General features: G+C 67.3%; 31 protein-coding genes. 15 read left to right on the top strand and 16 right to left on the bottom strand.

Annotated elements, in window-relative coordinates; all coding sequences use genetic code 11:
* Positions 1-115: 115 nt before the first annotated feature.
* Positions 116-1,318 (bottom strand): ADP-forming succinate--CoA ligase subunit beta, encoded by a 1,203-nt coding sequence (gene sucC, locus ACIQCS_RS09630; protein ID WP_086127765.1) that lies wholly within the window; start codon positions 1,316-1,318, stop codon positions 116-118.
* 317 nt (positions 1,319-1,635) lie between these two features.
* Between sucC and ACIQCS_RS09625 the strand changes: the two genes are divergently transcribed.
* From ACIQCS_RS09625 to ACIQCS_RS09615, 3 genes are read left to right on the top strand one after another with little or no spacing between them, the layout of a single operon-like run.
* Positions 1,636-2,136 (top strand): beta-carotene hydroxylase, encoded by a 501-nt coding sequence (locus ACIQCS_RS09625; RefSeq protein ID WP_345849471.1) that lies wholly within the window; start codon positions 1,636-1,638, stop codon positions 2,134-2,136.
* A 34-nt stretch (positions 2,137-2,170) separates the two neighbouring features.
* Positions 2,171-2,605 carry a peptide-methionine (R)-S-oxide reductase MsrB gene (gene msrB, locus ACIQCS_RS09620; RefSeq protein WP_345849472.1) on the top strand — a complete coding sequence of 145 codons (435 nt, stop codon included), beginning with the start codon at positions 2,171-2,173 and terminating at the stop codon, positions 2,603-2,605.
* Between the two features lie 42 nt (positions 2,606-2,647).
* Entirely contained in the window at positions 2,648-4,783 is a 2,136-nt protein-coding gene (locus ACIQCS_RS09615; protein ID WP_345849473.1) for a PBP1A family penicillin-binding protein, read from the top strand.
* A gap of 233 nt (positions 4,784-5,016) precedes the next feature.
* Here the strand turns inward: ACIQCS_RS09615 and ACIQCS_RS09610 are convergent, their stop codons facing one another.
* Genes ACIQCS_RS09610 through ACIQCS_RS09600 form a run of 3 tightly spaced genes read right to left on the bottom strand, consistent with a single transcriptional unit; the run spans position 5,017 to position 6,700 of the window.
* Positions 5,017-5,691: a SprT family zinc-dependent metalloprotease gene (locus ACIQCS_RS09610; RefSeq protein ID WP_345849474.1), complete on the bottom strand. Its 675-nt coding sequence runs from the start codon at positions 5,689-5,691 to the stop codon at positions 5,017-5,019.
* Entirely contained in the window at positions 5,688-6,122 is a 435-nt protein-coding gene (locus ACIQCS_RS09605; protein ID WP_345849475.1) for a YcgN family cysteine cluster protein, read from the bottom strand. Before ACIQCS_RS09605 ends, ACIQCS_RS09610 begins: the two co-directional genes overlap by 4 nt.
* A complete protein-coding gene (locus ACIQCS_RS09600) occupies positions 6,119-6,700 on the bottom strand; it encodes an SCO family protein (protein ID WP_345849476.1) in 582 nt (193 codons plus the stop codon). Before ACIQCS_RS09600 ends, ACIQCS_RS09605 begins: the two co-directional genes overlap by 4 nt.
* 68 nt (positions 6,701-6,768) lie before the next feature.
* On the opposite strand from ACIQCS_RS09600, the gene ACIQCS_RS09595 reads away from it, so the two are divergent.
* Positions 6,769-7,386, top strand: a complete 618-nt coding sequence (locus ACIQCS_RS09595) for an ankyrin repeat domain-containing protein (protein WP_345849477.1) — start codon at positions 6,769-6,771, stop codon at positions 7,384-7,386.
* Here the strand turns inward: ACIQCS_RS09595 and ACIQCS_RS09590 are convergent.
* The 11 genes from ACIQCS_RS09590 to ACIQCS_RS09540 all read right to left on the bottom strand — a co-directional run bounded on the left by ACIQCS_RS09590 (position 7,383) and on the right by ACIQCS_RS09540 (position 14,330).
* Complete coding sequence (locus tag ACIQCS_RS09590) at positions 7,383-7,880, bottom strand: MmcB family DNA repair protein (RefSeq protein ID WP_345849478.1); 498 nt, start codon at positions 7,878-7,880, stop codon at positions 7,383-7,385. The genes ACIQCS_RS09595 and ACIQCS_RS09590 overlap by 4 nt on opposite strands.
* Positions 7,881-8,033: 153 nt before the next feature.
* The gene (locus ACIQCS_RS09585; RefSeq protein ID WP_345849479.1) at positions 8,034-8,681 is read right to left on the bottom strand and encodes a cell wall hydrolase; all 648 of its coding nucleotides are present in this window, start codon (positions 8,679-8,681) and stop codon (positions 8,034-8,036) included.
* A 157-nt stretch (positions 8,682-8,838) separates the two neighbouring features.
* On the bottom strand, positions 8,839-9,177 hold the full coding sequence (locus ACIQCS_RS09580) for a DUF1491 family protein (RefSeq protein WP_345849480.1): 339 nt from the start codon (positions 9,175-9,177) through the stop codon (positions 8,839-8,841).
* The gene (locus ACIQCS_RS09575; RefSeq protein ID WP_401530681.1) at positions 9,177-9,668 is read right to left on the bottom strand and encodes a PaaI family thioesterase; all 492 of its coding nucleotides are present in this window, start codon (positions 9,666-9,668) and stop codon (positions 9,177-9,179) included. Before ACIQCS_RS09575 ends, ACIQCS_RS09580 begins: the two co-directional genes overlap by 1 nt.
* The gene (locus ACIQCS_RS09570; RefSeq protein ID WP_280277419.1) at positions 9,628-10,095 is read right to left on the bottom strand and encodes a PTS sugar transporter subunit IIA; all 468 of its coding nucleotides are present in this window, start codon (positions 10,093-10,095) and stop codon (positions 9,628-9,630) included. The genes ACIQCS_RS09575 and ACIQCS_RS09570 overlap by 41 nt, the downstream gene beginning before the upstream one ends.
* A 45-nt stretch (positions 10,096-10,140) precedes the next feature.
* Positions 10,141-10,728: a ribosome hibernation-promoting factor, HPF/YfiA family gene (gene hpf, locus ACIQCS_RS09565; protein WP_086127777.1), complete on the bottom strand. Its 588-nt coding sequence runs from the start codon at positions 10,726-10,728 to the stop codon at positions 10,141-10,143.
* Positions 10,729-10,804: 76 nt separating this feature from the next.
* Positions 10,805-11,497: a DNA polymerase III subunit epsilon gene (gene dnaQ / locus ACIQCS_RS09560; RefSeq protein ID WP_345849482.1), complete on the bottom strand. Its 693-nt coding sequence runs from the start codon at positions 11,495-11,497 to the stop codon at positions 10,805-10,807.
* Positions 11,498-11,504: 7 nt separating this feature from the next.
* Entirely contained in the window at positions 11,505-12,110 is a 606-nt protein-coding gene (gene coaE, locus ACIQCS_RS09555) for a dephospho-CoA kinase (RefSeq protein ID WP_345849483.1), read from the bottom strand.
* The gene (aroE, locus tag ACIQCS_RS09550; protein ID WP_345849484.1) at positions 12,107-12,916 is read right to left on the bottom strand and encodes a shikimate dehydrogenase; all 810 of its coding nucleotides are present in this window, start codon (positions 12,914-12,916) and stop codon (positions 12,107-12,109) included. The genes coaE and aroE overlap by 4 nt, the downstream gene beginning before the upstream one ends.
* The gene (locus ACIQCS_RS09545) at positions 12,913-13,509 is read right to left on the bottom strand and encodes a nucleoside triphosphate pyrophosphatase (protein WP_345849485.1); all 597 of its coding nucleotides are present in this window, start codon (positions 13,507-13,509) and stop codon (positions 12,913-12,915) included. Before ACIQCS_RS09545 ends, aroE begins: the two co-directional genes overlap by 4 nt.
* Positions 13,506-14,330 (bottom strand): pyruvate, water dikinase regulatory protein, encoded by an 825-nt coding sequence (locus tag ACIQCS_RS09540; RefSeq protein ID WP_345852033.1) that lies wholly within the window; start codon positions 14,328-14,330, stop codon positions 13,506-13,508. The genes ACIQCS_RS09545 and ACIQCS_RS09540 overlap by 4 nt, the downstream gene beginning before the upstream one ends.
* Positions 14,331-14,658: 328 nt before the next feature.
* On the opposite strand from ACIQCS_RS09540, the gene hemE reads away from it, so the two are divergent.
* From hemE to ACIQCS_RS09515, 5 genes are all read left to right on the top strand, one after another.
* Positions 14,659-15,684, top strand: a complete 1,026-nt coding sequence (gene hemE / locus ACIQCS_RS09535; protein ID WP_345852034.1) for a uroporphyrinogen decarboxylase — start codon at positions 14,659-14,661, stop codon at positions 15,682-15,684.
* Between the two features lie 25 nt (positions 15,685-15,709).
* Positions 15,710-16,162: a CopD family protein gene (locus tag ACIQCS_RS09530; RefSeq protein ID WP_345849486.1), complete on the top strand. Its 453-nt coding sequence runs from the start codon at positions 15,710-15,712 to the stop codon at positions 16,160-16,162.
* A gap of 227 nt (positions 16,163-16,389) precedes the next feature.
* Positions 16,390-17,646, top strand: a complete 1,257-nt coding sequence (rho, locus tag ACIQCS_RS09525) for a transcription termination factor Rho (protein ID WP_137862830.1) — start codon at positions 16,390-16,392, stop codon at positions 17,644-17,646.
* Between the two features lie 103 nt (positions 17,647-17,749).
* Positions 17,750-18,451, top strand: coding sequence for a YjbE family putative metal transport protein (locus tag ACIQCS_RS09520; RefSeq protein ID WP_345849487.1), 702 nt, complete (start codon positions 17,750-17,752; stop codon positions 18,449-18,451).
* Between the two features lie 227 nt (positions 18,452-18,678).
* Entirely contained in the window at positions 18,679-18,834 is a 156-nt protein-coding gene (locus tag ACIQCS_RS09515) for a hypothetical protein (RefSeq protein ID WP_401530673.1), read from the top strand.
* Between the two features lie 43 nt (positions 18,835-18,877).
* Here ACIQCS_RS09515 and ACIQCS_RS09510 read toward each other — a convergent pair whose 3' ends face one another.
* A complete protein-coding gene (locus ACIQCS_RS09510) occupies positions 18,878-19,579 on the bottom strand; it encodes a dienelactone hydrolase family protein (RefSeq protein WP_345849489.1) in 702 nt (233 codons plus the stop codon).
* Between the two features lie 190 nt (positions 19,580-19,769).
* Here ACIQCS_RS09510 and ACIQCS_RS09505 point away from each other — a divergent pair, with 190 nt between their 5' ends.
* From ACIQCS_RS09505 to ACIQCS_RS09480, 6 genes are read left to right on the top strand one after another with little or no spacing between them, the layout of a single operon-like run.
* Complete coding sequence (locus tag ACIQCS_RS09505) at positions 19,770-20,003, top strand: DUF6489 family protein (RefSeq protein ID WP_086127787.1); 234 nt, start codon at positions 19,770-19,772, stop codon at positions 20,001-20,003.
* Positions 20,003-21,289, top strand: a complete 1,287-nt coding sequence (gene mnmE, locus ACIQCS_RS09500) for a tRNA uridine-5-carboxymethylaminomethyl(34) synthesis GTPase MnmE (protein ID WP_345849490.1) — start codon at positions 20,003-20,005, stop codon at positions 21,287-21,289. Before ACIQCS_RS09505 ends, mnmE begins: the two co-directional genes overlap by 1 nt.
* A gap of 58 nt (positions 21,290-21,347) precedes the next feature.
* Complete coding sequence (gene mnmG / locus ACIQCS_RS09495) at positions 21,348-23,180, top strand: tRNA uridine-5-carboxymethylaminomethyl(34) synthesis enzyme MnmG (protein WP_345849491.1); 1,833 nt, start codon at positions 21,348-21,350, stop codon at positions 23,178-23,180.
* Positions 23,177-23,800 (top strand): RsmG family class I SAM-dependent methyltransferase, encoded by a 624-nt coding sequence (locus ACIQCS_RS09490; RefSeq protein WP_345849492.1) that lies wholly within the window; start codon positions 23,177-23,179, stop codon positions 23,798-23,800. The genes mnmG and ACIQCS_RS09490 overlap by 4 nt, the downstream gene beginning before the upstream one ends.
* Positions 23,797-24,579: a ParA family protein gene (locus ACIQCS_RS09485; RefSeq protein ID WP_167300051.1), complete on the top strand. Its 783-nt coding sequence runs from the start codon at positions 23,797-23,799 to the stop codon at positions 24,577-24,579. The genes ACIQCS_RS09490 and ACIQCS_RS09485 overlap by 4 nt, the downstream gene beginning before the upstream one ends.
* The gene (locus ACIQCS_RS09480; protein WP_345849493.1) at positions 24,576-25,457 is read left to right on the top strand and encodes a ParB/RepB/Spo0J family partition protein; all 882 of its coding nucleotides are present in this window, start codon (positions 24,576-24,578) and stop codon (positions 25,455-25,457) included. Before ACIQCS_RS09485 ends, ACIQCS_RS09480 begins: the two co-directional genes overlap by 4 nt.
* Positions 25,458-25,467: the final 10 nt, after the last annotated feature.

Here is a 25,467-nt window from a genome sequence, read left to right as displayed (position 1 = left end):
TTTTTTTTTTTTTTTTTTTGGTTTTTTTTTTTTTTTTTTTTTTTTTTTTTTTTTTTTTTTTTTTTTTTTTTTTTTTTTGGGGGGGGGGGGGGGGGGCCCCCCCCGCCGATCGATGTCAGGCGGCGACCTTCTGCACTTCGGCGACGATCTTCTTCGCCGCATCGCCCAGGTCGTTCGCGGGAACGATGGCGAGGCCCGAATTGGCGAGGATGTCCTTGCCCTGCTGCACGTTGGTGCCCTCGAGGCGGACGACCAGCGGCACCGAGAGGTTCACTTCCTTCGCCGCGGCGACGATGCCCTCGGCGATGATGTCGCAGCGCATGATGCCGCCGAAGATGTTGACCAGGATGCCCTTCACGGCCGGATCGCTCAGGATGATCTTGAACGCCGCGGTCACCTTCTCCTTGTTGGCGCCGCCGCCGACGTCGAGGAAGTTGGCCGGGAACATGCCGTTGAGCTTGATGATGTCCATCGTCGCCATCGCCAGGCCGGCGCCGTTGACCATGCAGCCGATATCGCCGTCGAGCTTGATATAGGCGAGGTCGTACTTCGAGGCCTCGAGCTCCATCGGATCCTCTTCGCTCTCGTCGCGCAGCTCGGCCAGGTCCTTGTGGCGGAACATCGCGTTCGAATCGAAGCCGACCTTGGCGTCGAGGACGAGGAGGTTGCCCTGCTCGGTCAGCGCCAGCGGATTGACTTCGATCTGCGCGGCATCGGTGCCCTGGAAGGCGGCGAAGAGCGAGGCGGCGACCTTGGCGGCCTGCTTGCCCTGGTCGCCGGTCAGGCCCAGCGCAGCCGCGACGGCGCGGCCATGGTGCGGCATGAAGCCGGTCGCCGGATCGACGTCGAAGGTGTGGATCTTCTCGGGCGTCGAATGGGCGACTTCCTCGATGTCCATGCCGCCCTCGGTCGAGACGACGAAGGCGATGCGGCCGGTGACGCGATCGACGAGCAGCGCCAGGTAGAATTCCTTGGCGATGTCGGCACCGTCGGTGATGTAGAGGCGGTTGACCTGCTTGCCGTGCTCGCCGGTCTGGATCGTCACCAGCGTGTTGCCGAGCATCTCGTGCGCGGCTTCGCGCACCTCGGCCTCGCTGCGGGCGAGGCGGACGCCGCCCTTGGCCTCGGGCGGAAGCTCCTTGAACTTGCCCTTGCCGCGGCCGCCGGCATGGATCTGCGCCTTCACGACATAGAGCGGCCCGGGCAGCTTGTTCATCGCCTCGACCGCCTGCTCGACGGTGAAGGCTGCATAGCCGGCGGCGATCGGCGCACCGAACTTGGCGAGCAGTTCCTTGGCCTGATATTCGTGGATGTTCATGGGGAGCGCGCCCTCGTCATTTGTGGCGGGAAGGGGTTTGCGCGAGCCTTAAGCACGGCGCGCGCGCGAATCCAAATCTTTTCGGCGTAAATGAGATTGCGACGTACTTGCAAGAAGGCCTGGCGCTTCGTCCCACCTGGCTTGTCTGGCGATTGTCCGCAAAGATCGGGACCCCGTCCGTCATCCCCGCGCGGGCGGGGATGACGGACGGGGTGTTTGTTCCCCAGGGGAAAAGTCCGGGGTCGCAGGGACAAGGACCGGCCGGACGACTCGCATCCGCCGCTGACGGATCGCGTGCGAGCGCCTATCTACACCGCATGCCCTCCTGGCTCGGCCCCTTCCTGTTCCTCGCCACCATCGCCGCGATGGAAGGCTTCGCCTGGGCGATGCACCGCTGGGTGATGCACGGGCCCGGCTGGTTCCTCCATGCGAGCCATCATCGGCCCCGCACGGGCCCGTTCGAATGGAACGACCTCTATGCCGTGATCTTCGCCATGCCCTCGATCCTGTTCCTGTACGGCGGCGGGCAGGCGGGCTGGTGGCCCGGCTTCGCCTGGATCGGGGCGGGGATCGCCGGCTATGGCGCGATCTATTTCGGCTTCCACGACGTGATCGTCCACCAGCGGATCCGCCATCGCCACGTCCCGCGATCGCGCTACCTGAAGCGAATCGTCCAGGCGCACCGGCTGCATCATGCGGTCGAATCCAAACATGGCGCGGTCAGCTTCGGTTTTCTCTGGGCGCCGCCCGCCGACGCGTTGAAGCGCCAACTCAAGGTCAACGCCGGTTTGGCCCGCTTCCGCGCCAACCCGGATTGACGCGGCCCCCGGCGCCGGACACATGCTTTGCGCCATGGAGCATCTGAATCTCTCCGAGTCCGAGTGGCGCAAGCGCCTGAACCCGGAGCAGTTTCACGTGCTGCGCGAAGCCGGCACCGAGCGGGCCTTTTCCGGCCACTATACCGACAACAAGGCCGACGGCCTCTATCTGTGCGCCGGCTGCAAGCTCGAGCTGTTCGACAGCGCCGACAAGTTCGACTCGGGCTCGGGCTGGCCCAGCTTCACGCGGCCGATCGATCCGGAGAACGTCACCGAGCACGCCGATACCAGCCATGGCATGCGCCGGGTCGAGCTGCGCTGCGCGCGCTGCGACGGGCACCAGGGCCATGTCTTCCCCGACGGGCCGCCGCCGGCGGGCCTGCGCTACTGCATCAACTCGGTCAGCCTCGATTTCCGTTCACGTGGCGGCAACCAGAATGTCGCTACCAGCGAACCGAGCGGCGCCTGATCCTTGTGAGCAGGCCGAATAGGGCTTAATCGCACTCCCCCGATGCCATCGAAGAATTTGCCCACCGTGATCCGCACGCCCAAATGGCGTGACTTCTCCTTTTGGAAGCGAATCGCTTTCTGGACGCTGGTGACCGGCGGCGGCCTGGCGCTGCTCGGCTTCATCGCGCTGCTGATCGCGGTCTATTCGACCAAGTCGACGCTGCCGAGCTTCGACGAGCTCAAATCCTCGCCCAACGGCCAGATGATCCGCGTCCATGCCGCGGACGGCACCGTGCTGGTGTCGCTCGGGCCGAGCTATGGCGAGTGGATCAAGTACGACCGGATTCCGCAGGTGATGAAGGACGCGATCATCGCCACCGAGGATCGCCGCTTCGAATCGCACTGGGGCGTCGATCCCGTCGGCGTCGCGCGCATCTTCTGGCGGGCCAAGCAGCTGCACGACGAGGGGCGGCGCCTGCAGGGCGGCTCGACGATCACCCAGCAGGTGGCGCGCACCATCTTCCTGTCGAACAAGTACGATCTTGGCCGCAAGGTGCGCGAAGGCGTGATCGCGCTGGCGATGGAACGGAAATTCTCGAAGGACGAGATCCTCGAACTCTATCTCAACAAGGTCTATTTCGGCGGCGGCGCCTATGGCATCGACGCCGCGAGCCGGAAATTCTTCGGCCACCCCGCCACCAATCTGAGCCTGGCCGAGGCGGCGGTGATCGCCGGCCTGGTCAAGGCACCTTCGCATTATTCGCCCACCGCCGATGCCGAAGCCGCAGTCGGCCGCGCCAGCGTGGTGCTCGACCTGATGGCCGAGACCGGCAAGATCACGCAGGGCCAGGCCAAGGCCACCGATCCGCGCACCGTGGCGCTCGCCCCCGAACCCCAGCAGAACAGCGTGCGCTATTTCACCGACTGGGCACTGCCCCAGCTGGAGGTGCTGATCGACGAGACCGAGGCGCCGCTGGAAGTCTGGACCACGCTCGACCTGTCGATGCAGCGCGCCGCCGACGACGCGATCCGCGCCAACGCGCCGAAGAACGCGCAGGGCGCGCTGGTCAGCCTCGATCGCGACGGCGCGGTCCGCGCGATGGTGGGCGGCAAGGACTATGTGGCGTCCATCTACAATCGCGCGACCCAGGCCACCCGGCAGCCGGGCTCGGCGTTCAAGCTGTTCGTCTATCTCACCGCGCTCGAAGCCGGCCACAAGCCCGACGACATGGTGGTCGACGAGCCGGTGACCATCGCCGGCTGGAGCCCGCGCAACAGCTCGGGCGCGTTCCGCGGCGAGATGAACATCCGCACCGCCTTCGCCTATTCGGTCAACACCATCGCGGCGAAGCTGGGCCAGGAAGTGGGCTTCGGCGCGATCGCCAACATGGCGCGCCGCTTCGGCATCACCACCCCCGTCGACACGCATCCGGCAATGGTGCTCGGCACGTCGGACGTCCGCCTGATCGACATGACCCGCGCCTTCGCCTCGGTGGCGAACAAGGGCGTGGCGGTGACGCCCTATGGCATCACGCGCGTGACTGCGAACGGCGCGGTGATCTACCAGCATGAAGTCGACACCAGCCAGGTCCTGGTCGCGCCCTATGTCGCGGCGCAGATGACCGACCTGATGCAGACCGCGGTGGCCACCGGCACCGGCCGCGCCGCGCAGATCGGCCGCCCGGTCGCCGGCAAGACCGGCACCACCACGTCGAACAAGGACGGCTGGTTCGTCGGCTTCTCCTCCGGCCTCACCACCGGCGTGTGGATGGGCCGCGACGATGCCAAGGTGGTCCCCGGCCTGCAGGGAGGCACCGCCCCGGCACGCGCCTTTCACGATTTCATGGTCAAGGCAGTGGCGCGCCGGCCGGTCGAGCAGTTCGACACCCAGGTGACGCTGCCCGAATATCAGCTCGACGAAGAGAATGCGGCCTATGCCGAGCCGGACAATGGCCTGTTCGTCGATCCGGACGGCAATCCGCTGCCCGAGGATCAGCAGCCGCGCGGGGACGGCACCGAGCAGGCCCAGCCCCAGCATGGCCAGGACGAGCAGCTCGACCAGGACTGGATCGACCGGATGACCGGCCGCAAGGCGCCGGCCCCGGCACAGCGCGACCAGCGCGATGCCCCACGCGACCTCCCCCGCCAGCCGGGCCCGCCGCCAAGGGGCGACGCGCCGCGGGGCGAGCAGCAATAGGTCTGCGCTTCTCTCCCTAAGGGAAGCGGGAAGGGCCAGGTCGAGAACCCGGGCGAGTATCCGAGACCATATCCGTCATCCCCGCGCAGGCGGGGATCCAGGGTAGCTAGGGGCGATCGAAGCAATCTTGGCCAAGGCCGCCGGAGAAGGCACCGCGGGCCGCATCGCCGCCGCGCCTGGCCCTGGATCCCCGCCTGCGCGGGGATGACGGCCGACAGAATATCGGGACCCGCCTATCGCCCGTACCAGTGCAGCCCGGCGCCGTTACGCTTCAGCCACGCCCGCGCCCGCTCCGGATCCCCTTCATAGAGTTCCGCCACCACCCGGTGGAAAGCCGGCGAATGGTTCATGTGGATCCGGTGGGCGACTTCATGCGCCACGGTCGCGCGGCGGACATGGCCGGGCGCCAGCAGCAATCGCCAGCTGTAGCGGATCTGGCCCGAGGAAGCGCAGCTCCCCCAGCGCCCGCGCGGATCGCCGATCGATACCTTGGTGACCGTTACGCCCGCGCGCTCGGCATATTCCGCGGTCTCCTCGCTCAGCAGGTCGAGCGCGGCCTGGCGGAGCCAGCGTTCGATGCGCCGCTCCAGCCCCTCGCGCGGGCCGCCGCAGAGCAGCCGGTCACCCGCCAGCCGCGGCGTGCGGCCGGCACCCGGCGCGGGCCAGACAATCTCCACTTCGGCATCGCCGATCGGAATGCGTGCGGCGGGCGCGAACGGCCGCGCCTCCGGCATCTTCGCCTGTTGCGCCGCGATCCAGCCCTGCTGCTCGCGCGCCCAGTCCATGCCCTTCTTGAGCGAGGCCCGGGGCGGCAGCGTCAGCTTCACCCGGCCCGAGCGCGGATCGACCGAGAGCCGCATCCGCCGCGCGCGGGCGTGACGGACCACCTCGATCTCCGGGTCGCTCAAAGCTCGCGGTCCACCAGATGATGTTCGAAATCCACCACATCGTCCTCGCTCACCGTCCAGCCGCGCGTCGACTGGCCGGCCGCATGGACCGATTCCGGATCGCCGCTCACCAGATAATGCCAGTCGGGCAGGGGCTTGCCCTCGCCGCGCAGCCGATAGGCACAGGTGGAGGGAAGCCATTCGATGTCCCGGACGTTGCGCGCCGTCAGCCGCACGCATTCGGGGACATAGGCATGGCGGTGCTTATAGTCCGAGCAGCGCCCCATCCGCCGGTCGAGCAGGCGGCAGGCGACATTGGTCGGCACCAGCTCGCCGGTCTCCTCGTCCTCGAGCTTGTGGATGCAGCACTTGCCGCAACCGTCGCAAAGCGCCTCCCATTGCGCCCGGTCGAGCTGCTCCAGCGGCAGGTCTTCCCAGAATTTCCCGGTCATTTCACCCAATGGTCGAGCTGCTCCACCATGGCCGCAGCGTCCTTCTCGATCGGCAGCGACGTGATCGGCTTGCCGTCCTTGTCCATCAGATAGGCAATCTGGCTGTGTCCTACCAGATAGGCGCCGTTCGGGCCGGGCGCTTCCTTCTTGGCATAGACCGCATATTGCTTCTCCACCGCCGCGATCGCCGCCGGGCTGCCGGTGAGGCCGACGATGCGATCGTCGAAATTGCGGACGAATGCGCCGACCACCTTGGGCGTGTCGCGCTCGGGATCGACGGTGATGAAGATCGGCACGATCGCCTTGGCCTTTTCCGGCGCCTGCTTGTCGAGCATCCGCATCGCCTGGCCGATCTTGAGCATGTCGTTCGGGCAGATGTCGGGGCACCAGGTATAGCCGAAATAGACGATGCGGTACTTGCCGGCGAAGTCGCTGTCGCGCACCGGCTTGCCGTCCGGATCGGTCAGCGTGAAGGGACCGCCGATACGGGCGCCGGCGAGCGGCGGCTCGTCCGCGGCGCCGCTGCAGCCCGAGACGATCAGTAGCAAAGGCGCAAGGGCCTGAAAAATCCTGCTCATGGTATCTCCTGCCATGATCTGATAGTCCGGGGCTTGCAAGCACTGCCGCTATGGGGTTTGGGCAAGACATGATCGTTCGCGTATTGGGTGCCGCCGGCGCCGCCCTGCTGATGCTCGCCGCCGCGCCCGCATCGGCCCAGCAATTCTCCGACAGCTACAATTTCCTCAATGCCATCCGCGAGACGGACGGCACCAAGGTGAACAAGTATCTGGAGAACAAGTCGCTCCGCATCGTCAACGCCAAGGACCGCTCGACCGGCGAGGGCGCGCTGCACATCGTGACGCGGCGCAGCGACTCGACCTATCTGCGCGTGCTGCTCCAGCAGGACGACATCAATCCGAACCTGCAGGACAATCGCGGCAATACTCCGCTGATCATCGCCGCCGAGCGGGGCTGGGGCGACGGCGTGCAGATCCTGCTCAAATACGGCGCCAATGTGAACACCGCCAACGCCAGCGGCGAGACGCCGCTGATCCGCGCCGTCCAGGTCCATGACATCGACGTCGCCCGCCAGCTGCTCGCCGCGGGCGCCAATCCGGACCGGACCGACAATGTCACCGGCAAGTCGGCGCGCGATTATGCCCGTGACGAGACGCGCTATCCGCAGATCGCCAAGCTGCTCGCCGAAGCTCCCAAGGGCGGCAAGTCGAGCGGCAGCGCGGCTCCGGCGGGCCCGAAGCTCTAGAAAGCCGCTTCCGCGTCGGGATCGAGGATCTGGATGACTCGGCGCGCGGCGCGCCGGGCAAAGGCCAGCGTGCATTTCCGGCGCGTCGGCGCGGGCAGGGGGAATGTCGCCGCCTCACGCATCACCGCCGCATCGTAGCGATCGGCGACGATCAGCCCGGCACGCGCGGGCAGGAAACTCTCCTGCTCGAAGGGCCTGAGGTCGAACCCCGCGGGCACTGCCCAGAAGAAGCGGTCGCAATGGGCGAGATAATCGGTCCATTTCCCGTCGCCGAGCAGATCGGCGCGCGACACCTTGATCTCGACGATGACGATGTTGCCGCGCGAATCGATCGCCATCAGGTCGGCGCGGCGGCCACCCTCCAGCGGCACCTCGGCGAGCGCGACGCAATCATGGCGAAGGAGCAGCCGAGTGACGCCGCGCGCGACATCGGCGGCGATCAAGGGCCCATCTGGCTGCGGGTCTTCCTGAATCGAAACGGCCGGGGAAGTCATCCCCGACCGTCTAGAACATTACGCGAACGCAGGAAACCCCGCGACTCACCTATTCTGGATTCCGGCACCGGCCCGCTCCCCCGCCCGGCCACCCAACGGCAGTATTCCATGGGTGGCCGGGCGGGGGAGCGGGCCGGTGCCGCCAATCAACTATCAACGATAGAAAACATGGTTGCCGACGGAGCCCACCCGCGCGCGCTTCCAGCTCGGCTTCACATAGCGGGCATGGAAATAGAGCGCCTCGGGCACCGGCGAATCCCACTGGTCCTTCATCGCGACCTGGGCCACGGCGAGCGCCTTCTTCCACTGGCCGTTGGCCGGCGGAGTCGGCAGCTTGCCGCCGCGCACGAAGGAGAACTGGCCGCGCTGGGTCACCACACCGCAGACCGAGCGCGGAAAGCGGCCCGATTCGGTGCGGTTGAGGATCACGTCCGCCACGGCGAGCTGGCCGGCGAGCGGCTCGCTCTTCGCCTCGTAATAGACGCTGACGGCAAGGCAGTTGAGCTCGCTGTCGAGCGATGCAGGCGCATCCTGCGCGGCCACGGCTTCGGAGAGCGAGTCGAAATCTTCGTCGTCCGCATCCGCATTGGGGATCGGCTGGACGATCTCGGTCTTTTCCTGGATCGGAGTCGGCGCGGCCTGCGGGGCCGGCATGGGAACCTGCTGGAGGTTCTGGACGTTGACCTGCTGAACCGGCGCATCCTGCGCGTTCGGGGTCACGTCGATCGTGGCGGCATTCGCAAGTGCGCCAGCGCAAAAAGTCACGGCCGCGAAGCCCGCGGCGCGATGGAAGAACTTCATTAGGGTTCGTTGCTGTGCGGTTGGTGCGCGGCCGGCCCTTCTTGTCTAGTGGGCCGCCGGGCTTCCCCCCCGACTGCGTAACCTGCCGACTTCACACCCCGGCAGACACAACGCGATTGATAGTAGGCGCCGCCTTTCGCCGCGCGCGCCCCATATGTCAATTCATCGCGATCGTTTCAGCGGCGAAGCGTTCCCCATCCACGATATCCAGTTCGACCACCCAGAGGTCGGAATCGCGCTCGCGGCGCCGGCGCCAATAGGCCGTGACCTCGCCCTCGTCGGCGAATGCGCGCGGGCCCGAGGCGATCAGCGCGGGGTTTCCGTCCGGCCCGAGCCCGCGCTCGACGAACCGCGGATTGGCGCCGCGATCGACCAGCAGGAGCAGCACCGCGCCGGCAGTCGCATCCCCCCGGGCCAGCACCATCGCGCTCCCGCCCGCGCCCTCGGCACGGCGGATCAGCGCGTTGACGAGCACGCCGGTGGCGATCCGCGCCATCAGCCCTGGCGATATCCGGGCAACGAAGCGAGCGGGATGCGCGAGCGCATGAACGTGCCCGTACCGCGCGCCGCTTCCTCGCCGGTCGCATCGATCAGCCGCGCCTCGCCGACGAACACGCGCCGCTGCCCGCTCACCCAGCGCCCCTCCGCAACTACCGGCCCCGGGCCAAGCGGCTTGGTGAGCAGCAGGTTGAACTGGGTGGTCAGCACGAAGCGATCGGTGACGAGGCTGTTCACCGCATAAAAGGCGGCATCGTCGAGCATCTTGAAATAGCTCGTGCCATGCGCGGCGCCCGCCGCATGGAAATAGCGCTCGTCGATCGTGAAGCGAATGCGCGCGACGCCACCTTCCGGAATCTCGAGCTCGGACTCGAACAGCCGGTTGATCGGCGCCGCGGCATAAAGGGATTCGAGCGCACGGAAATGCGCCTCCGCCCCGATGGGCTCCTCAGGCCGCGTCACGCGCCTCCACGCCCGCAAGCAGCGCATAGAGCGCATCGCGCGATCCGGCGCCGCGCAGCTTGGCGGCGATCGCCTTGTCGCGCAGGCAACGCGAGACGCAGGCCAGCGCCTTCAGATGCTCGGCGCCCGCGCCCACCGGCGAGAGCAGCATGAAGACGAGATCGACGGGCAGCTCGTCCACCGCACCGAAATCGACCGGCTTGTCCAATCGCACGAACACGCCGCAGACGCGGCGGATCGCATCGAGCTTGCCGTGCGGAATGGCGATGCCGGCGCCGAAGCCAGTCGATCCCAGCTTCTCGCGCTCGGCAAGGGTTTCGGAAACGGCGCGCGCGTCGAGGCCATAGGCCTCCGCCGCGGCGGCCCCCAGCGCTGCGAACAGCGCCTTCTTGCTGGCAACACTCACGCCGGAGAGCACTGCCTCCGGCACGAGCAATTCAGTGATGGTCGTCATCGATATTCCAGTTGAGGTCCGCCCCCCGGGGCCTGCCTTTAATACTCAGGCGGCGCGATTGGGTTCCACCCATCCGATCGTCCCGTCGCCGCGCCGATAGACCATGTTATGGGCACCTGTCGCGCTATTTCGGAAAAGCAGCGCATTGGTGTTCCGCAGATCGAGCATCATCACCGCGTCCGAAACCGTGGCATCGGGCACATCCACCCGGGTCTCCGCGATGATCAGCGGCGCATCGACCGGCTCGTCCTCGTCCACCGTCTCCTGAAAGAGCGTGTAGCCGGCGTTGTTGTCATAGGCGCCATTCTCGGCGAACGCATTGACCACGCCGTTCTGGCGGTCCTTCAGCCGGCGCGTATAGCGGCGCAGCTGCTTGTCGATCCGGTCGGCTGCGCCGTCGAACGCGCCATGCGCCTCCATGCCCTTGTTCGTCGCCTTGAGGACAAGGCCCTGGGTTACGTGCATCACGATGTCGCAGGTGAACCCATTGTCGTGCGGTCCCTTGCCGAAGGTCGCCTGGGACGAGATCGCGCGCGAGAAATATTTGCCCGCAATCCCCTGGAGTCGTTCGTTGACCTGCGCCTTGAGCGCGGCGCCGGTCTCGACCTGATGCCCAGAAACCCGGATGTCCATTGTTCACCTCCACTTTGTACCGAGGACCCGTACTGGGGTGGGTCCGAGCCGATTGACCGCCGGCGATCGCCGGGAGTCAACTGGCCGGGGCGGTGCCCCAGAGCGGGTCCTCCATCTTAGAGAGAAAGGCCGCGTGGCGTTCGAGTTCCGCCGCGCTGGCCGTAAATTGCCGGGCCGGGCGCGCATGCACGCGCGACGGCGCCTCGACCGCGGTCTCGCGCACCACCGGCGCGTCCACCGCCAGGCCCAGCGTGATCTGCCGCCCGCCGGTAAGCTCGACATAGACCTGGGCCAGCAGCGAGGCGTCGATCAGCGCGCCGTGCAGCGTGCGCTGGGTAAGATCGATGCCGTAGCGGGTGCACAGCGCATCGAGCGTGTGCTTGGCGCCCGGGTGCTTGACGCGCGCGATCGCCAGCGTGTCGACCATGCGGCCCAGGTCGACGATCGGCCGGCCGCTGCGAGTCAGCTCGCCATTGATGAAGCCGAAGTCGAAATTGGCGTTGTGCGCGATCATCGGGCTGTCGCCGATGAACTCGAGCATATCCTCGACCACGTCCTCGAACAGCGGCTTGTCCGAGAGGAACACGTCCGACAGGCCGTGCACGTTGAACGCCTCGATCGGCATCGGGCGCTGGGGATTGATATAGGCGTGGTAGGTGCGGCCGGTCATCACGCGGTTGACCAGCTCGACGCATCCGATCTCGACCAGCCGGTCGCCACCCGAGAAGCTGAGCCCGGTGGTTTCGGTGTCGAACACGATTTCACGCATTGGGACCTTATCCTCCCACGCGGCCCGCTAGGCAAGCGATGACATCACGGACCACCGCGCGCGTCTCCCCGATCGGCACGCCGGTGGGGATGACGAAATCGGCACGCGCGCGCTTTTCCGAGTCGGGCAGCTGGCGGGCGAGGATCGCCTCGAAGCGGGCCTCGGTCATGCCGGGCCGGGCGAGCACGCGCGCGCGCTGCACATCGGCGGGCGCGGAGACCACGGCGACCCTGTCGACCTGCGCCCATCCACCCGCTTCGAACAGCAGGGGTATGTCGAGCACCACCAGCGGCGCATCGCGATTCGCCTGGAGAAACGCCTCGCGCCGCGCGGCCACGGCAGGATGGAGGATCGCCTCCAGCCGGGCAAAGGCACCGGGATCGGCCGTCACCGCCTCGCGCAGCAATGCGCGGTCCACCCCAAGATCGCCGGTAGTGCCGGGGAACGCCGCCGCGATCGCCGCCAGCGCCGCGCCGCCCGGGCCCTGGAGCCGATGGACCTCGGCATCGGCATCGAACACCGGCACGCCGTCTTCCGCGAACATCGCCGCCACGGTCGACTTGCCCATGCCGATCGACCCGGTGAGGCCCAGGATGATCGGGCGCGTGCTCATTTCAGCAGCAGCGCGCGCAGTTCCTCGTCGCGGTCGCGCGGCGGCTCGGCGCCGAAGAACAGCTCGAAGGCGAGCGCGGCCTGGCCGACCAGCATCTCGAGTCCGTCCACCGTATCGAGATCGCGGTCGCGCGCCTGGGCAAGCAGGCCAGTCTCGAGCGGAGCATAGACCGCGTCATAGACCACGGCGTCGGGGGGCAGCGGTGCGAGGTCGATCTCGAGCGGCGGCTGACCCACCATGCCGAGCGCGCTGGCATTCACCAGCAGCGCGGCCGGAGGCAGCTTGGCGGTGAGCGGCAGCGCCTCGCCCTTGATCCCGAAGCCGGAAAGCAGGGCCGCGCCCTTGAGCACATTGCGGTTGAGCAGAGTCACCCGGCCGATGCCGACCTTGGACAGCGCGAACAGGATCGCCCGCGCCGCGCCACCCGCGCCGATCACCACTGCATGCCTGCCGTCGAGATCCAGGCCCGCGATCGGGGCATAGAAGCCGCCGGCATCGGTGTTGGTGCCGATCAGCGCGCCATCCTCGGCCCGCACCACCGTGTTGATCGCGCCGATCGACTGGCGGATGCCGCCGCGATCCTCGACGAACTCCAGCGCCGCCTGCTTGTGGGGCAGGGTGATGTTGCAGCCGCGCCAGTCGGGATCCGCCCTGCGCGCTTCGAAATAGCCCGCGAGCGCGTCGGGCTTCACATGCGCGCGGCGATATTCGGCTGCGATGCCGAGCTGCGCCAGCCAGAAGCCGTGGATCAGCGGCGACTTGGACTGGGCGATGGGGTCGCCGATCACCTCGGCATAGGCAGTCATGACGTCAATATCCCCCGGATGCGCAGATAGTCGAGGATCGGCAGCAGCGGCATGCCGAGAATGGTGAACTGGCTGCCCTCGGTCCGGCTGAACAGCTGGACGCCGGGCCCCTCGATCCGGAAGCAGCCGACGCAACCGGCGATCGCGGGCCATTCCATGTCGAGATACTGCTGGATGAACCCTTCCGAGAGCGGCCGGACGTGCAGCCTGGCCCGGTCGACATGGCGCCACACCGCGCGGCCGCCCTCGGCGATCACGGCGGCGCTGTAGATGTCGTGCGTCCGGCCCGACATGCGGCGCAGGTGATCCGCCGCCTGCTCGCGGCTCTCCGGCTTGTCGAGCAGCGAACCGTCGTCGAGCGCGACCAGCGAATCGCCGCCCAGCACGAGCGCGGCCGGCACCAGGCCGGAGACCTTGCGCGCCTTGAGCTCGGCCAGCGCATCGGCCAGGTCGCGCGGGGAAATGCCGCCGGCGACCAGCGACTCCTTCGCCGAAGCCTCGTCCACCTGTGCCGTCACGGCGTCATGCGGCACGCCGGCGGCGTCGAGCATCGCGCGGCGCGAGGCGCTTTGCGACGCGAGGATGAACTTCATGACCTTCCCTTCTCGAGCGTCCGCTCGTTGCACAGCTGGATGATCGCCGCCGCGGTCTCCTCGATCGAGCGGCGCGTCACGTCGATCACCGGCCAGCCATTGTCGGCGAACATCCGCCGGGCATAGGCGACTTCGCGCGACACCGAGTCCTGGTCGACATAGCTCGTCTCGGGCGCCTGGTTCAGCGAGAGCAGCCGGTTGCGGCGGATCTGGATCAGCCGGTCGGCACTGGTGGTGAGGCCGACGATCAGCGGATGCTTCAGGTCGAACAGCTCCGTCGGCGGCGGCGATTCGACCACGATCGGGATGTTGGCCGTCTTGTAGCCGCGGTTCGCCAGGTAGATCGACGTCGGCGTCTTGGACGATCGGGAGACGCCGGCGAGCAGGATATCGGCTTCTTCCCAATCCTCGGCGAGCAGCCCGTCATCATGCGCGATGGTGAACTGGATCGCGTCGACACGCGCGAAATAAGCGGCATCCAGGGTATGTTGCCGCCCCGGCCGCGCCTTGGCTTCCTGGCCGAGCAGGTTGGAGAGCGCATGGTTGACCGGATCGAGCGGCGCGATCGCCGGCAATCCCATCGCCCGGCAGCGGCTTTCCAGCGTGCGGCGGATCTCGGGGTTCACCAGCGTATAGAGCACCAGGCCCGGGTTCTGGGCGATCTCCTGCAGGATGCGCTCGAGATGCGCCTCGCTGCGCACCATCGGCCAGAAATGCCGCAGCGTCTCCACATCGTCATACTGGGCGAGCGCCGCCTTGGCGATGTTCTCCAGCGTCTCGCCGGTGGAATCGGAGAGGAGGTGGAGGTGAAGGCGCATCAGTGGCCCTTGCGGGGGGCGCGCGGCGCCACGGGGGATGAATCTGTGGAGAACATGCCGCACAGCCACTAGCGCAACCGGGCGCACGAACCAATCGGGTCAGTTCCATGACTCCCGCTGGTGATTCGTCCACATGCCCGTCCCCAGCTTGTGATTCCGATCCACAGCCTGTTGAAAACGGGGACGGGGCCGGCGAATCCGGAGACTCCCGAGGGGCCCGCGGAGTCAATCTGTTGGCAAGTCGCGGACGAATGCATAAGCCCCGGCTTTCACGTCCCAACAGACTCCAACAATTCCTAGATTCTCTTTTAATAGTTTTAGGACCGAGGCCCTGACCGCTCCCCGAACCAAGCCGCTGCTCGAGACGCTGAAGGGCGTCCGACAGGAAGTGCCGCCCCTGTGGCTGATGCGCCAGGCCGGCCGCTATCTGCCCGAATATCGCGCGCTTCGGGCCGAGAAGGGCGGATTCCTCGAACTGGCGCTCGACCCGCAGGCCGCCGCCGAGATCACGCTCCAGCCGATCCGCCGCTTCGGCATGGACGGCGCGATCCTGTTCTCCGACATATTGATGGTGCCGATGGCGCTGGGCCAGAGGCTCTGGTTCGAGACCGGCGAGGGACCGCGGCTGGCACCGACCGTGACGTCCCGCGCGATCCTGGATGCCCTTGAATCGCGTCCTGAGGCCCTGCAGCCGGTGTATGAGACCGTCCGGCAGGTACGGGCCACCCTCGACCCCCGAGTGACCTTCCTGGGCTTCGCAGGCAGCCCCTGGACCGTCGCCACCTATATGATCGCGGGACAGGGCAGCCGCGAGCAGGCCGAGGCGCGCCGGCTCGCCTATGCGGATCCCGGACTCATGCAGGCGCTGGTCGATCGCATCGCGGACTGCACGATCGACTATCTGAATGCCCAGATCGATGCCGGCGTCGAGGCTGTGCAGCTGTTCGACAGCTGGGCCGGCAGCCTTTCGCCCGAGCAGTTCGAGCGCTGGGTGATCGCCCCTACCGCCCGCATCGCGGCCGCGGTGAAGAGCAGGGCGCCGGTGATCGGCTTCCCCAAGGGTGCCGGCGGCAAGCTCCCCGCCTATGCCCGTGAGACCGGCGTCGATGCGATCGGGCTCGACGAGACGGTCGATCCGGTCTGGGCGGACGGCGTGCTGCCCGAGCATCTCCCCGTGCAGGGCAATCTCGATCCGCTGGCGCTGATCGCCGGCGGCGAGACGCTCGATCGCGCGACCGACCGGATTCTTTCGGCCTTTCCAAGCCGCCCGCATGTGTTCAATCTGGGGCACGGCATCCAGCAGGACACGCCGGTCGCGCATGTCGAGCGGCTGCTGGCGCGGATCAGGAGAGGGTGATGGCGGCCCGCGAGCGGAGGCGAGCATGACTGGATTCCTGGGCGGGGCCTATCTCTGGGTCAAGGCGTTCCACATCATCTTCGTGATCTTCTGGATGGCCGGCCTGTTCCTGCTGCCGCGCTATCTCGTCCATCACCAGGAGGCGCTGGGCACGCCGGAAGCCGCCGCCTGGGCGAAGCGCGAGGCGCTGCTCCGCCGCATGATCCTCACGCCGTCGATCCTGGTGGTGTGGCTGCTCGGCCTGGCGCTCGCTGCCAATCTCGGGCTGTTCGAAGGGGGCGCCGGGCTCGGCTGGCTGCATGCCAAGCTGTTGATCGTGTTGCTGCTTTCCGGATTCCACGGCTGGGCGGTCAGCTATTCCCGCAAGCTTGCCGGCGGCCATGGGCCGATTCCGGCGCGGCGGCTGCGCATGCTCGGCGAGCTGCCCGCCCTGGCGGTGATCCTGATCGTCATCCTGGCGGTCGTGAAGCCCTTCTGACCGCAGGCGTAACATAGTTGCGCACGGCTTCCGTCTCCCGCAAGATGAAACCTGCCGCAAAAGCGCATTGCAGACCGCGGAGACCGGTTGACTTGGCCTTGGGCCCTACCTAATTCGGCGTTGTGGTCCGGGTCACCGGGCCATCCCTCCTCCAAGCATCGTTATTCGTGCGCGACCGTACCGCCGACCGACGCTCTCCCCAAGCAATCCAGGCATCCGGACTCCCAATGCATCTCAAGGACCTCAAGAAGAAAGCCCCCGCCGAACTGGTCTCGATGGCCGAGGAGCTCGGCGTCGAGAGCGCTTCGACTTTGCGCAAGCAGGATCTGCTCTTCGCGATCCTCAAGGCACAGGCCGAGCAGGGCGACCAGATCATGGGCGAAGGCACGATCGAAGTGCTGCCCGACGGCTTCGGCTTCCTGCGCAGCCCCGAGGCGAATTATCTCGCCGGGCCCGACGACATCTATGTCTCGCCCAACCAGGTCCGCAAGTTCGGCCTGCGCACCGGCGACACGGTGGAAGGCGAGATCCGCGCGCCCAAGGATGGCGAGCGTTATTTCGCGCTCACCCGCCTGGTCTCGGTCAATTTCGACGACCCGGATGCGGTTCGCCACCGGGTAAATTTCGATAATCTCACTCCGCTCTATCCCGAGCAGAAGCTGACGCTCGACAGCCTCGATCCGACGATCAAGGACAAGTCGGCCCGGGTGATCGATATCGTCGCGCCCCAGGGCAAGGGCCAGCGCGCGCTGATCGTGGCGCCGCCGCGCGTCGGCAAGACCGTGCTGCTCCAGAACATCGCCAAGGCGATCACCGACAACCATCCCGAGGTCTTCCTGATCGTGCTGCTCATCGACGAGCGCCCCGAGGAAGTGACCGACATGCAGCGCAGCGTGAAGGGCGAGGTGATCTCCTCCACCTTCGACGAGCCGGCGCAGCGCCACGTCCAGGTCTCCGAGATGGTGATCGAGAAGGCCAAGCGGCTGGTCGAGCACAAGAAGGACGTGGTGATCCTGCTCGATTCGATCACGCGCCTTGGCCGCGCCTACAACACCGTGGTTCCGTCCTCGGGCAAGGTGCTCACCGGCGGTGTCGACGCGAACGCGCTGCAGCGGCCGAAGCGCTTCTTCGGTGCCGCGCGCAACATCGAGGAAGGCGGCTCGCTCTCGATCATCGCCACGGCGCTGATCGACACCGGCAGCCGCATGGACGAAGTGATCTTCGAAGAGTTCAAGGGTACCGGCAACTCGGAAATCGTCCTCGATCGCAAGGTGGCCGACAAGCGCATTTTCCCGGCGCTCGACGTCGGCAAGTCGGGCACCCGCAAGGAAGAGCTGCTGGTCGACAAGTCCAAGCTCACCAAGATGTGGGTGCTGCGCCGCATCCTGATGCAGATGGGCACCGTCGATGCGATGGAGTTCCTGCTCGACAAGATGAAGGATTCCAAGACCAACGAGGATTTCTTCGACAGCATGAACCAGTGATCGTCCGGACCCTCCTTTCGGGGGAGGGGCGGACGGCGGATCGGGAAAGGCCGGGCATCACGCCCGGCCTTTTCTTTTGCCCGCGTCACGCTAGGGCTTAGCGATGCTCGACTTGCTCTTCAGCGCCGCCGCGGCCGGTATCGGTTCCCCGCTCGATATCTGGAACCATATCGTCGCCGATTTCTCGAACCTCGGCGATCCGTCCGCGCTCGCCGCCTTCGGCTCGGTGCTGATGATCGACCTGGTGTTGGCGGGCGACAATGCGATCGTCGTCGGCGCGCTTGCCGCGGGCCTGCCGGCGGAACAGCGCCGGAAGGTGATCCTGATCGGCATCGGCGCCGCGCTTGTCCTGCGCATCCTGTTCGCGCTGATCGTCAGCTGGCTGATGGGGATTGTCGGGCTGATCTTCGCCGGCGGGCTGCTGCTGCTCTGGGTGAGCTGGAAATTCTGGCGCGAGATCCGCGAGGGCGGGCCGCATGCCGATGAGGTCGAATCCGGCCTGAAGCCGGCCAGGAGCTTCGCTGCCGCCGCCTGGGCGGTCGCCGTGGCCGATGTCTCGATGAGCCTCGACAACGTGCTCGCCGTGGCCGGCGCCGCGCGCGAGCATCCCGGTATCCTCGTCGTCGGCCTGCTGCTCTCGGTGGTGCTGATGGGCATTGCCGCCAACCTGATCGCCAAGCTGATCAACCGCTATCCATGGATCGCCTATATCGGCCTCGTCGTGATCGTCTTCGTCGCCTTCCGGATGATCTATGAGGGCTGGGTGGGCACGCACGAGACGCCGGGCATCGTCAGCTTCTTCTGAAGAACGGGCTGGATGCCCTTGCAATGGCCCTGGACATCGCTGCTGGTGGTCGTGGCCATGGCGGTGGTGTCGCGGGTCGTTGCATTCCTGTTCGGAAAAGGGGAGGCCGGCCCGGCGCCCATCGCCGAAGCCGCTTCAGGCACATGAAGCCGTTCCCTTGATGGCTGCGCACGAGAGGCTTGCCGGCTTCCGGGCCCGTGGCGGCGATCGTCCGGCACCGCAAGCGGATGCGGAGACGGCGGTGCTGGGCCTGGATCCTCTGCTGCGAGGAGGGCGAGGATTATGGCCGGGTCGCCGTTATCGGCGCGGGGGATCGCCGGGTCGCCGACAGCTTCACCGGCTTCGTGAAAGCCGATGTCGCCGACGCGATGTCGGTGTGCTGAGGCAATCGCAAGTGGCGCGCCTCAGCACATGAATTTCAGTTCCCTATGATAGATTCCTCGCAAAGAACTCCGCGGTGCGTCCATCGGCCAGCTTAGCTGATTCATCCGAGCGGCGCTTGCCGAAGGTATCGGCGAATCCGTGATCCTCGCCCGGATAGTCGAACAGCGTGACCTTGGGATGGTCGTCCAGCCCGGCATGCATCGCCGCCTGCGTCTCGGGATCGACGAAATGATCGGCCTGCGGGATATGGAGCAGCACCGGATGGGCGATGCCGTGCTTCTCGCCGAGCAGATTGTCGATCCCCACGCCATAATAGCCGACGCTCGCATCGCTGTCGGTCCGGGCCGCGGTCATGAACGCCAGGCGGCCGCCCAGGCAGAAGCCCACCACGCCGACCTTGCCGCCAGCGCCGAGCGATGCCCGGGCACGCCGGATCGTCGCTTCGATGTCACGGATGCCGGCATCCTGGTTGAACTTGCCCATCAGACCCAGCGCCTGCTGGAACTGCTCCGGCACATCGGGATCGAGCTGGATGCCCGGCTCCAGGCGCCAGAACAGGTCGGGCGCGAGGCTGAGATAGCCCTTGGCCGCCCAGTCGTCGCACTTGCGGCGAATGCCCGGGTTCACGCCGAAGATCTCCTGGATCACGATGATCGCGGCGCGCGGCGTGCCTTCGGGACGCGCGACATAGGCCTGGAAGCTGCCGCTTCCGTCGATCGTGTCGATGCTGATCATCTCGCTCATGGCAATGTCCTTCCGGCGTGGCGCCGCTCGCGCTCGAGCGGCCAGGATCTGGTCTTCGGTCCGCAACTGCCGAACCGGCCGCCCTTGTGAGCCCGGTCCGGGCCAATGGGCGTTGCGATCACGGCACGGTCGCGCGCATAGATGGGTTCGAACTAGCAGCCACGGTGCTGCCCGCGCAACGGAGACGGCCATGAAGATCAATGTCGAGGTGGATTGCACCCCCGAGGAAGCGCGCCGCGCCATGGGGCTGCCGGACCTCGCCCCGGTGCACGAGCGCTATGTCGCGATGATGGTGGACGCGATCGACAAGCAGGGCAGCCCCGAAGCGTTCCGGGCGATGCTGCAGAGCTGGGCGCCGATGAGCGAGGCCGGCATGGGCTTCTGGCGCGCGATGTTCGACGCCGGGAGCAAGACCGAGAAATAATGGACACGATCTACGCGGTCTCCAGCGGCGCGCTTCCCGCCGCGATCGCCGTGCTGCGCGTGAGCGGGCCGCGCGCTTTCGACATGGTGCGCGATTTCGCCGGCGACCTGCCGGCGCCGCGCCGCGCCGCGGTGCGGGCGCTGGCCGATCCCGCCGATGGCGGCCTGCTCGATCGCGCGATCATCCTCTGCTTCCCGGGCCCGCGTAGCGCGACGGGAGAGGATCTTGCCGAATTCCATCTCCATGGTGGCCGCGCGGTGGTGCGTGCGGTCGAGGCGGCGCTGGCCCGCCGGCCGGGGCTCCGACCCGCCGAACCGGGCGAGTTCACCCGCCGGGCGCTGCTGCATGGTCGGATCGATCTGAGCGAGGCCGAAGGGCTGGGCGACCTGCTGATGGCCGAGACCGAGGCGCAGCGCCGGTCCGCGATCCGATCGGCGGAAGGGGCGGTTCGCCGGGCAGTGGAAGGCTGGACCGATCGGCTGCTGATGCTTGCCGCGCGAGTCGAGGCCGAGCTCGATCACAGCGACGAGGAGGATGTCGCCGACGCCACGCTGCTTCCGGCGATTCGATCCGGCGCCGCGGCGCTGGCGGAGGATATCGCAGCGGCGGCGGATCGGCCGCCGGTCGAGCGACTGCGGGACGGAATCCGCGTCGTGCTCGCCGGCCCGCCCAATGCCGGCAAGTCGTCGCTGCTCAACGCAATGGCCGGGCGCGACGCAGCGATCGTCTCGCCGATCTCCGGCACGACGCGGGACCGGATCGAAGCGCCGGTGGTACGCGGCGGCATTGCCTGGCTGCTGATCGACACGGCGGGCCTGGCGGCGCGGCCCGGCGACGAGATCGAGGCGATCGGCATCGCGCGGGCCCAGGCTGCCCAGGCCGAGGCGGACATCCTGTTGTGGCTGGGGGACGATGCACCCCCGGCACATCATGGCCGCAGCCTCTGGCTCAATCCGCGCGCGGACCTTCCCGGACGCTTGGCCGCGACGGACCGATTGTCGCAATCATCGCTTACGGGTGAGGGGCTGGACAGGCTGTGGGATGCAATGGCGGCGCTCGCTGCCGACATGCTGCCGCCGCCCGACCAGATGACGCTCAATGCCCGCCAGCGGGCGCTGGCGCAGAACGCCGCCGCGGCGCTGCGGGCGGCGGCGGGGGAGGGCGACCTGCTGCTGATCGCCGAGCAGCTGCGCAGCGCGATGCGTGGCTTCGACGCGATCACGGGCCGGGCCGGGGTGGAAGCGATGCTCGACGCGCTGTTTGCCCGCTTCTGCATCGGCAAATGACCCTGTTCCACGTGGAACGGTTTTGACGCGGCCGCGCGCATTCTGTAGCGCGCGGCCAATGGATTTCGACGTCATCGTCATTGGCGGCGGGCACGCCGGCACCGAAGCGGCCGCCGCCTCGGCCCGCCGGGGCGCGCGTACCGCGTTGCTCAGCTTCGACCTGACAAAGCTGGGAGCGATGTCGTGCAATCCGGCGATCGGCGGCCTGGGCAAGGGGCATCTGGTTCGCGAAGTCGATGCGTTCGATGGGCTGATGGGCCGGGCGACCGATGCCGCGGGCATCCATTACCGCATGCTCAACCGGTCCAAGGGCACGGCGGTGCAGGGGCCGCGCGTCCAGGCCGACCGGGTGCGCTATGCCGCCGCGATCCAGCAGATGCTCGCCGAGCAGCCGAACCTGCACTTGGTCGCAGGTGAGGCAGCGGCACTCGAGCTCGCGGGTGGTGCCGTCGCCGGCATCCGCCTGGCCGATGGCATGCTGCTTTCCTGCCGCGCCGTGGTGCTCGCCACGGGTACCTTCCTTGGCGGCCGCATCTTCCGGGGCGAGGAGCGCGAGACCGGCGGCCGGGTGGGCGAGGGTTCCGCCCTCCGCCTTGCCGAGCAACTGCGCGGGCTCGACCTTCCCATGGCCCGGCTCAAGACCGGCACGCCGCCGCGCCTGGACGGGCGCACCATCGACTGGGCGCGGATCGAGGAGCAGCCCTCCGATGCTGATCCCTGGACCATGTCACCGCTCACGCCGCGCCGGGAGCTGCCGCAGCTCCATTGCGGAGTTACTCGCACCACCCATGCCACGCACGACGCGATCCGTGCCGGGCTCGATCGCTCACCGCTGTTCACCGGCGCGATCGACGCGCAGGGGCCGCGCTACTGCCCCTCGATCGAAGACAAGATCCATCGCTTCGGCGATCGCGACGGCCACCAGATTTTCCTCGAACCCGAAGGCCTCGACACCCATCTGATCTATCCGAACGGCATGTCGACGTCGCTGCCGGTCGATGTGCAGATGGCGATGGTCAATTCGATTCCCGGGCTGGAGCGGACCGTGATCGTGACGCCGGGCTATGCCGTGGAGTATGATCATATCGACCCGCGCGCGCTCGACGCGACTCTGGCACTGCCGGCGATCCCCGGCCTGTGGTGCGCCGGGCAGATCAACGGCACCACCGGCTATGAGGAAGCGGCGGGGCAGGGCCTGGTCGCCGGGCTCAACGCCGCCGCCCATGCCCAAGAGCTCGCGCCGCTGATCCTCGATCGCGCGACTTCCTATCTCGGGGTCATGGTGGACGACCTTGTGCTGCAGGGCGTCACCGAACCTTATCGCATGCTCACTGCCCGCGCCGAGTTCCGCCTGCGCCTGCGCGCCGATAATGCCGGATCGCGTCTCGGCCCGATTGCCGCCGGACTGGGATGTCTGGGGGCCGAGCGGCTTGCCTGGCTCCAGGCCCGCGAACAGGGCAGGGCCAGGCTGGACCAGGCCTTTGCCGCGGAACGCACCGCCAGCGCCCTGGCGGCCAGGGGCGCTACCGTCGCGCAGGACGGCGCCCGGCGCCCGGCGCGCGAATGGCTGCGCTTCCCGGGTATCGAGCTCGCGCATCTCGATATCCATTCGGAGGCGGATCCCGATCTGCTCGCCGAATATGTCGAGGATGCTCGCTATGCCCCCTATCTCGAGCGCCAGGAAGCTGAGGTCGCCCAGCTGCGCGCGAACGATGCAGTGAAGCTGCCCGCCGGCATGGACTTCGCCGCCATTGCCGGCCTCTCCAATGAGATGGTGGAGAAGCTCAGCGCCGCGCGGCCCGAGACGATCGGCGCCGCCGCGCGCATTCGCGGCATCACGCCGGCGGCGCTGTCCGCCATCCTCCTCCACGCGAAACGGCGCGCTGCATGACCGAAGACGAAGCCCGAGACTGGATCCTGAATCGCTTCGGTGTTCCACGTGGAACGCTGCTGGAGCGCTTTGGAGCGATCCTCCGCGAAGAATCGACTCGGCAGAACCTGATCTCCGCGGCGTCCTTCGAGACGCTCTGGGCGCGGCACTTCGTCGATTCGGCCCAGCTCATCCCGTTGGCGGCCGAAGCGGGGGAGGGGATCTGGCTCGATATCGGCACGGGTGCCGGCATGCCTGGCCTGATCGTGGCGCTGCTGATCGATCGCCCGGTGGTGATGGTGGAGCCGCGCATCCGCCGCGTCGAGTTCCTTCGGGCAGCGGCCGAGGCGCTCGGCATTGGCGATCGGGCCAAGGTCGCCCATTGCAAGGTCGAAACCTATGTGCCGGAGGGCAAGGCCGCAATCGTTTCCGCCCGGGCAGTCGCGGCGCTGCCCGATTTGTTCCGCGCCGCGGCGCATTGCACTGACTCGTCCACAATCTGGTTGCTGCCAAAAGGGCGAAGTGCGCAATCGGAGGTGGATGCGGCGCGCGCGAAATGGCAGGGTGCGTTTCACGTGGAACCCAGCATCACGCAGCCGGAATCGGGTATCGTGGTCGCGCGAAAGGTACGCCCCAGATGATCTGCATCGCTATCGCCAACCAGAAGGGTGGAGTGGGAAAGACCACTACGGCGATCAATGTCGGCACCGCGCTCGCCGCGACCGGCCAGCGCGTGCTGCTGATCGACTTCGATCCGCAGGGCAATGCCTCGACCGGCCTGGGCATCACGCGTGCGGAGCGCGAGCATTCAAGCTACGACCTGCTCGTCAGCGATGTGAATCTCGAGGACGTCGCCACGCCCACCAAGGTGCCGGGGCTCGATATCGTCCCGGCGACGCAGGACTTGTCGGGCGCCGAGATCGAGTTGATCGAGTTCGAAGCGCGCACGCACCGGCTTGATGCGGCGATCGCCCGCCACCATGCCAATCGCTGGGATGTGATCCTGATCGATTGCCCGCCTTCGCTTGGCCTGCTCACGATCAACGCGATGGTGGCCGCGCATGCCTTGCTGGTGCCGCTGCAATGCGAGTTCTTCGCGCTCGAGGGGCTCAGCCAGCTGCTCACCACAGTCGAGCGCATCCGCAGCCGCTTCAACCCGGGCCTGTCGATCCTGGGCGTGGTGCTGACCATGTATGATCGTCGCAACCGCCTGACCGATCAGGTTTCGGACGATGTCCGCGCCGTGCTTGGCCGCGTGGTGTTCGACACGGTGATCCCGCGCAACGTGCGCCTGTCCGAAGCGCCCAGCCACGGCCTGCCGGCGCTGATCTATGATCATCGTTGCCCCGGCTCGGAAGCCTATATCGCGCTTGCCCGCGAAGTGATCGACCGCCTGCCCAAGCTCAAGAAAGCCGCATGACCGACGCCAACCGCAAGCCTCGCCCCGGCCTTGGCCGCGGGCTCTCGTCCCTGCTGGGCGATGCCGTTCCCGAAGCGCCGGTCTCGGGCACGCCCGATGCCGCTTCCGGCCTGCGGATGCTCCCGGTCAGTTCGCTGGTGCCGCATCCGGACCAGCCGCGCCGCCATTTCGACGAGGATAAGCTGGAGGAGCTGGCCCAGTCGCTCAAGCAGCGCGGGCTGATCCAGCCGATCGTCGTGCGGCCGACGGGCCATAACTACCAGATCGTCGCCGGCGAGCGCCGCTGGCGCGCGGCGCAGCGCGCCCGGCTGCACGAAGTCCCCGTCATCGTTCGCGATTTCGACGATGCGGAGACGATGGAAATCGCGCTGGTCGAGAATATCCAGCGCCAGGATCTCAATGCGATCGAAGAGGCGGAGGCCTATGCCCGGCTGATCCGGGAGTTCGGGCACAGTCAGGAAGCACTCGGCAAGCTCGTCCACAAGTCGCGCAGCCATATCGCCAACCTGCTCCGCCTGCTCGACCTGCCCGAGGGCGTGCGCCAGATGGTGGTGGTCGGCGATATCGACATGGGCCATGCCCGCGCGCTGATCGGCGCGCCCGAGGCGGAGCGGCTTGCCCGAGAAGTTGCCGCCAAGGGCCTGTCGGTGCGCGAGACCGAGAAGCTGGCGCGCAACGCCAAGCCGGGATCGCGGCGCAAGGCCGATCCCAAGATCCGTGACGCCGACATCACGGCGCTCGAGCATCAACTGGGCGATGTGCTCGGCCTCAACGTGCGGATTGTCCACGGCGCCAAGGGCGGCACGCTCACGCTTTCCTATTCGACGCTCGACCAGCTCGACATGGTCTGCCAGCGGCTGAGCGGCGAACGGATATAGATCGACCGAA

It is taken from the genome of Sphingomonas sp. NPDC092440 (assembly GCF_044754985.1).
GTDB lineage: Bacteria > Pseudomonadota > Alphaproteobacteria > Sphingomonadales > Sphingomonadaceae > Sphingomonas.
Note: the sequence above shows the minus strand (reverse complement) of the source record. Positions and strands in the feature narration are given on the sequence as shown.

What these genes read in the sequence shown, in the direction of transcription:
- sucC (WP_086127765.1), bottom strand. Translation starts at nt 1,318, where the DNA reads ATGAACATCCACGAATATCAGGCCAAGGAACTGCTCGCCAAGTTCGGT.
- ACIQCS_RS09625 (WP_345849471.1), top strand. Translation starts at nt 1,636, where the DNA reads ATGCCCTCCTGGCTCGGCCCCTTCCTGTTCCTCGCCACCATCGCCGCG.
- msrB (WP_345849472.1), top strand. Translation starts at nt 2,171, where the DNA reads ATGGAGCATCTGAATCTCTCCGAGTCCGAGTGGCGCAAGCGCCTGAAC.
- ACIQCS_RS09615 (WP_345849473.1), top strand. Translation starts at nt 2,648, where the DNA reads ATGCCATCGAAGAATTTGCCCACCGTGATCCGCACGCCCAAATGGCGT.
- ACIQCS_RS09605 (WP_345849475.1), bottom strand. Translation starts at nt 6,122, where the DNA reads ATGACCGGGAAATTCTGGGAAGACCTGCCGCTGGAGCAGCTCGACCGG.
- ACIQCS_RS09600 (WP_345849476.1), bottom strand. Translation starts at nt 6,700, where the DNA reads ATGAGCAGGATTTTTCAGGCCCTTGCGCCTTTGCTACTGATCGTCTCG.
- ACIQCS_RS09595 (WP_345849477.1), top strand. Translation starts at nt 6,769, where the DNA reads ATGATCGTTCGCGTATTGGGTGCCGCCGGCGCCGCCCTGCTGATGCTC.
- ACIQCS_RS09590 (WP_345849478.1), bottom strand. Translation starts at nt 7,880, where the DNA reads ATGACTTCCCCGGCCGTTTCGATTCAGGAAGACCCGCAGCCAGATGGG.
- ACIQCS_RS09585 (WP_345849479.1), bottom strand. Translation starts at nt 8,681, where the DNA reads ATGAAGTTCTTCCATCGCGCCGCGGGCTTCGCGGCCGTGACTTTTTGC.
- ACIQCS_RS09580 (WP_345849480.1), bottom strand. Translation starts at nt 9,177, where the DNA reads ATGGCGCGGATCGCCACCGGCGTGCTCGTCAACGCGCTGATCCGCCGT.
- ACIQCS_RS09575 (WP_401530681.1), bottom strand. Translation starts at nt 9,668, where the DNA reads ATGCGCTGCTTGCGGGCGTGGAGGCGCGTGACGCGGCCTGAGGAGCCC.
- ACIQCS_RS09570 (WP_280277419.1), bottom strand. Translation starts at nt 10,095, where the DNA reads ATGACGACCATCACTGAATTGCTCGTGCCGGAGGCAGTGCTCTCCGGC.
- hpf (WP_086127777.1), bottom strand. Translation starts at nt 10,728, where the DNA reads ATGGACATCCGGGTTTCTGGGCATCAGGTCGAGACCGGCGCCGCGCTC.
- dnaQ (WP_345849482.1), bottom strand. Translation starts at nt 11,497, where the DNA reads ATGCGTGAAATCGTGTTCGACACCGAAACCACCGGGCTCAGCTTCTCG.
- coaE (WP_345849483.1), bottom strand. Translation starts at nt 12,110, where the DNA reads ATGAGCACGCGCCCGATCATCCTGGGCCTCACCGGGTCGATCGGCATG.
- aroE (WP_345849484.1), bottom strand. Translation starts at nt 12,916, where the DNA reads ATGACTGCCTATGCCGAGGTGATCGGCGACCCCATCGCCCAGTCCAAG.
- ACIQCS_RS09545 (WP_345849485.1), bottom strand. Translation starts at nt 13,509, where the DNA reads ATGAAGTTCATCCTCGCGTCGCAAAGCGCCTCGCGCCGCGCGATGCTC.
- ACIQCS_RS09530 (WP_345849486.1), top strand. Translation starts at nt 15,710, where the DNA reads ATGACTGGATTCCTGGGCGGGGCCTATCTCTGGGTCAAGGCGTTCCAC.
- rho (WP_137862830.1), top strand. Translation starts at nt 16,390, where the DNA reads ATGCATCTCAAGGACCTCAAGAAGAAAGCCCCCGCCGAACTGGTCTCG.
- ACIQCS_RS09520 (WP_345849487.1), top strand. Translation starts at nt 17,750, where the DNA reads ATGCTCGACTTGCTCTTCAGCGCCGCCGCGGCCGGTATCGGTTCCCCG.
- ACIQCS_RS09515 (WP_401530673.1), top strand. Translation starts at nt 18,679, where the DNA reads ATGCGGAGACGGCGGTGCTGGGCCTGGATCCTCTGCTGCGAGGAGGGC.
- ACIQCS_RS09510 (WP_345849489.1), bottom strand. Translation starts at nt 19,579, where the DNA reads ATGAGCGAGATGATCAGCATCGACACGATCGACGGAAGCGGCAGCTTC.
- ACIQCS_RS09505 (WP_086127787.1), top strand. Translation starts at nt 19,770, where the DNA reads ATGAAGATCAATGTCGAGGTGGATTGCACCCCCGAGGAAGCGCGCCGC.
- mnmE (WP_345849490.1), top strand. Translation starts at nt 20,003, where the DNA reads ATGGACACGATCTACGCGGTCTCCAGCGGCGCGCTTCCCGCCGCGATC.
- mnmG (WP_345849491.1), top strand. Translation starts at nt 21,348, where the DNA reads ATGGATTTCGACGTCATCGTCATTGGCGGCGGGCACGCCGGCACCGAA.
- ACIQCS_RS09490 (WP_345849492.1), top strand. Translation starts at nt 23,177, where the DNA reads ATGACCGAAGACGAAGCCCGAGACTGGATCCTGAATCGCTTCGGTGTT.
- ACIQCS_RS09485 (WP_167300051.1), top strand. Translation starts at nt 23,797, where the DNA reads ATGATCTGCATCGCTATCGCCAACCAGAAGGGTGGAGTGGGAAAGACC.
- ACIQCS_RS09480 (WP_345849493.1), top strand. Translation starts at nt 24,576, where the DNA reads ATGACCGACGCCAACCGCAAGCCTCGCCCCGGCCTTGGCCGCGGGCTC.